This window comes from Streptodolium elevatio, from assembly GCF_040649515.1.
Lineage (GTDB): Bacteria > Actinomycetota > Actinomycetes > Streptomycetales > Streptomycetaceae > Yinghuangia > Yinghuangia elevatio.
The window spans coordinates 1-4,107 of record NZ_JBEZFP010000257.1; the positions used below are offsets into that span (position 1 = coordinate 1).

General features: G+C 72.0%; 5 protein-coding genes. All 5 read right to left on the reverse strand.

Going from position 1 to position 4,107, the window contains the following annotated elements:
* Nucleotides 1-151: 151 nt before the first annotated feature.
* Nucleotides 152-637, reverse strand: coding sequence for an SRPBCC family protein (locus AB0C36_RS42640; protein WP_358365063.1), 486 nt, complete (start codon nt 635-637; stop codon nt 152-154).
* 4 nt (nt 638-641) lie between these two features.
* Nucleotides 642-899: an acyl carrier protein gene (locus AB0C36_RS42645; RefSeq protein ID WP_358365065.1), complete on the reverse strand. Its 258-nt coding sequence runs from the start codon at nt 897-899 to the stop codon at nt 642-644.
* Nucleotides 900-998: 99 nt separating this feature from the next.
* The gene (locus tag AB0C36_RS42650; protein ID WP_358365068.1) at nt 999-2,228 is read right to left on the reverse strand and encodes a beta-ketoacyl synthase N-terminal-like domain-containing protein; all 1,230 of its coding nucleotides are present in this window, start codon (nt 2,226-2,228) and stop codon (nt 999-1,001) included.
* On the reverse strand, nt 2,228-3,523 hold the full coding sequence (locus AB0C36_RS42655) for a beta-ketoacyl-[acyl-carrier-protein] synthase family protein (protein WP_358365070.1): 1,296 nt from the start codon (nt 3,521-3,523) through the stop codon (nt 2,228-2,230). Before AB0C36_RS42655 ends, AB0C36_RS42650 begins: the two co-directional genes overlap by 1 nt.
* A complete protein-coding gene (locus AB0C36_RS42660) occupies nt 3,520-4,011 on the reverse strand; it encodes a cupin domain-containing protein (protein WP_358365073.1) in 492 nt (163 codons plus the stop codon). Before AB0C36_RS42660 ends, AB0C36_RS42655 begins: the two co-directional genes overlap by 4 nt.
* Nucleotides 4,012-4,107 lie beyond the last annotated feature (96 nt).

Here is a 4,107-nt window from a genome sequence, read left to right on the forward strand (position 1 = left end):
CCCCGACAAGGGTCACCCGGATGGAGCAGGCGGTTCGGGTGTTCTTGTTGTTTCTGGTGGTCAAACCCGCGGGTCGCGCGCCCGGCCGCCGGCCCCCGCCCCCCCCCGCCCCCCCCCCCACCGGCCTACAGACCGTCGGCGAGGAAGCGCGTCACCCGATGGGGCTGGGTGCGATCGTCAGGCCGAGCTCGTCCGCGCGCTGCTGGATCTTGTCGCGGATGATCTCCATCTGGACGCGCGAGTTGCGGTTGATGTTGTCGGTCATCCACGCGTCGTCCACCGGGGCGGTGTCCTTCATGGCGAAGTCCTGGACCCAGCGCATCCGCACACCGTCGGGCTCGTCGTGGTACTCCCAGCGGATGTGCATGTGGGCGAACGGCCCGGTCTCCACACGCTGCGCCCACACGGTGCGCAGTTCGCGGTTCGGCTCGCGCTCCGACACCCAGCTCCAGACGTTGCCGTCCGCGTCCGGGTGCATGGTGAGCCGGAACGTGACCTTCTCGCCGTCGCGTTCCATCACCTCGACCGAGGCGTACTCGGTGAACAGGTCGGTCCAGCGCTCGACGTCGTTGGTCATGTCCCAGACCAGGTCGAACGGCGCGTTGATGATGATGCTGTTGTCGGTGTGTCCGGACATCGCGTCATACTCCGGAGGTGAGTTGGGAGTTCACCAGGTCGATGAACTCGCGGGGGGTCTTGCAGCGTTCGGCGTCGGCACCGAGCGGGATGCCGTGGCTGTGCTCGATGTCGCCGACGACGGCCATCAGGCCCAGGGAGTCCAGCCCCAGATCGGCGAAGGCCGAATCGGCGCTGTTCTCCAGCTCCTGCGGGTCCGCGGTGATGCCGGCGGACGACTTCATCAGGGCCGACAGGTCGTCATAGGTGAAGGGCCCGTTCATGGGCGCGTCCTTTCGTCTCGTCGTTTCGTCGTCTCGTCGTCTTGCGTGAGCGCGGTCGCGCTGCCCGGTTGTGGCTGTGTGGGGTGCCTGGTGCCGGGTTCACGGGCCGGCGTCGCCGCCGCGCAGCACGAGCGCGGCGTTGCAGCCCATGAGGCCGCGGCTCAGCACCAGGGCGGTGCGTACCTGCGCCGCCCGCGCCCGCCCGGTCACCAGGTCGATGTCGTAGTCGGTGGAGAACACCCCGGGGGTGGGCGGGATGACCCCGTGCTCCATCGCGAGGACGGCGGCGGCCACGTCCAGGACCGGTCCGCCGCAGTACGCGCGGCCGATGCCGGCCTTGGGCGCGGTGACCGCGACGTTCGCCGCATGCGCCCCCAACGCGTCGCCCAGCGCCAGCACTTCGGCGTGGTCGGCGGCGGGTACCGCGAGGGCGTCGGCGAACACCACGTCGATTTCGTCCGGGCCCACGCCGGCCTCGGCGAGCGCTTGCCCGATCGCGCGGGCGAGACCCTGGCGGGAGGCTGCCCAGTCGTCGGTCCCGGTGAAGGTGGCACCGTGTCCCGCGACCGTGGCGCGAATCGCCGCACCGCGCCGCTCCGCCGCCTCGCGCTCCTCCAGGACCAGCACCGCACCGCCTTCGGCCGGCGCGAAACCGCAGGCGGCGGCGTCGAACGGCAGGTACGCGCGCGCCGGGTCGTCGGCCCGGCTCAGCTCGCGGTAGCCCAACTGGCACACCATCGAGTACGGGGCGATCGGCGCCTCGGCGGCCCCGACGACCATGGCGTCCGCGCCGCGCATGATCGAACGCCCGGCATGCGCGATCGCGTCCAGGCCGCCGGCCTCGTCGTCGGCGAGAACGGCGCACGGCCCCTTGAAGCCGCCCCGGATGGAGATCTGGCCGGTGCTCGCGGCGTAGAACCACGCGATGGACTGGTACGGGCCCACGAGTTCGGGCCCGGTGCCCCACAGGTTCTGCAGCTCCCGCTGTCCGAACGCGCCGCCGCCGGAACTGCTTGCGGTGGCCACGCCGATCGCGTACTCCGGCAGGTCCGGCGTCCCCGCGTCGCGCAGCGCCTGGTCGGCGGCGTGCAGCGCGAAGTGCGTGAACCGGTCGGTCTGTACGAGGAACTTGTCCTCGACCGTGCCGACGGGATCGAAGTCCTCGATGAGCCCGGCCACCGTCAGCGGAAGGTGGTCGCAGCCGTCACGGGTGATGCGGGTCAGCCGCGGCGTGCCTTCGCGCGTGGCCTTCCAGAACGAGTCGGTGCCGATGCCGTTCGGGGCGACGACGCCCATTCCGGTGACGACCGCGCGTCGTGTCGTGTCCATCACTGCGCACTCCCCGAGCGGATCGGTCCGTCCACCGAACGGCGGTCCAGGACCACGGCGGACTGGAAGCCCCCGAACCCGCTGCCGACCGACAGCACGGTCTCGAGAGATGCTTCGCGGGCGGTACCGGGCACGTAGTCGAGATCGCACTCGGGGTCGGGCGTCTCGTAGTTCGCGGTGGGCGGCACCACGCCGTGGGCCATCGCGAGGGCGCAGGCCGCCAGTTCGATCGCGCCGATCGCACCGAGCGAGTGGCCGACCATCGACTTGATGGAGGTCATCGGGGTCGTCCGGGCGTGCTCGCCGAGGGCGAGCTTGACGGCGGCGGTCTCGTGGCGGTCGTTCTGCTGGGTCCCCGAACCGTGCGCGTTGACGTAGTCGACGGCGGTCGGGTCGAGCCGGGCGTCGTCGAGGGCCCGGCTGATCGACTCCGCCATCTCCAGACCCTCACGGGTCAGCCCGGTCATGTGGTACGCGTTGCCGCGCGTCGCGAACCCGCCGATCTCGGCATAGATCGGCACGCCGCGCCGCAGCGCGTGACCCATCTCCTCCAGGACCAGCACCGCGCAGCCCTCGCCGAGGACGAACCCGTCGCGGTGCGCGTCGAACGGACGCGACGCGTGCGCCGGGTCGTCGTTGCGCGTCGAAGTGGCCTTGATGGCGTCGAAGCAGGCGACCGTGATGGGCGAGATCGGGGAGTCCGACGCGCCGGCGAGGTAGATGTCGGCGCGGCCCTCCTCGATCGCGTGTGCGGCGTACCCGACCGCGTCGAGACCCGAGGTGCACCCGGTCGACACCGTCTGCACCGGCCCGCGCGCGCCGAACTCCTCGGCGACCTCGGAGGAGAGCGCCGCGGGAGTGAAGGCGCGGTGCAGGAACGGGTCGGCCGCGCGGTGGTCGACGTCCCAGCGCACGCCGTCCGGACGTACGGCGACGCCGACGTAGTCGTGCTCCAGGCGCGTCGTGCCGCCGACGGCCGTACCGAGGGACACGCCGATGCGCCAGGGGTCTTCGCCGCCCAGGTCGAGCCCGCTGTCGCGGACCGCCTCGGCCGCGGCGGCGAGTGCGAACTGCACGTAGCGGTCGGCACGTCCGGCCCGCTCCGCGCTGACCCCCGATGCGGCGGCGTCGAAGTCGCACTCGGCGGCGATGCGGGAGCGGAAGGGCGCCGGGTCGAAGAAGGTGATGCCCCGGGTCGCGGTGCGTCCGGCGGTCAGCAGGTCCCAGAAGGCCGGCACGCCGACGCCGCCCGGGGCGACGACGCCGACGCCGGTGACCACCACACGGTGCTTCACGTCGCGCCGCCGATGCCGGGATGCGGCTCGGCCGGGTCGGCCGGGGACTCGGTGTCCACGTGGCCGAGTTCCGGCCGGGGGGCGAGCGGCGCGAGCTGGAAGACCATGCGCGCCTCGGTACGGCTCGCGTTGCGGAACCGGTGCCGCATCTCGCGCGGGATCATCAGGCTCTGCTCGGCCCGCAGTTGGTGGGTCACGCCGTCGAGGTCCACCTCGAGCTCGCCCTGCACCAGGTGCACGAACTCCTCGGAGTACGGGTGGTAGTGCTCCGAGATGGTCTCGCCCGGGGCCAGCAGTGCCACCCCCATGAACCCGCTGGTCGAACCGACTGTCGTGGGGCTCAGGGTGACCCGGAGGTCGCCGCCGCGGCGCACGTTGGGCGGTACGTCGTCCAGGCCGACGATGCGGACGGACGCGGCGCAGCAGGCCTGGCCGTCGGACGCCGGTGATTCGGGCTGGGGAGCTGTGTCCTTGATCGGTGCGGTCATGCGTGCCACCTCCGAGTGGCCGGCGCGACGCGTGCGTACGCGTCGCGCGAAGGTTGGAAGGATCCGCCGGACCGGACCGGCCGTGTCCTTTCGGAC

Coding starts and splice junctions, on each gene's coding strand:
- AB0C36_RS42640 (WP_358365063.1), bottom strand. CDS start 637: ATGTCCGGACACACCGACAACAGCATCATCATCAACGCGCCGTTCGAC.
- AB0C36_RS42645 (WP_358365065.1), bottom strand. CDS start 899: ATGAACGGGCCCTTCACCTATGACGACCTGTCGGCCCTGATGAAGTCG.
- AB0C36_RS42650 (WP_358365068.1), bottom strand. CDS start 2,228: ATGGACACGACACGACGCGCGGTCGTCACCGGAATGGGCGTCGTCGCC.
- AB0C36_RS42660 (WP_358365073.1), bottom strand. CDS start 4,011: ATGACCGCACCGATCAAGGACACAGCTCCCCAGCCCGAATCACCGGCG.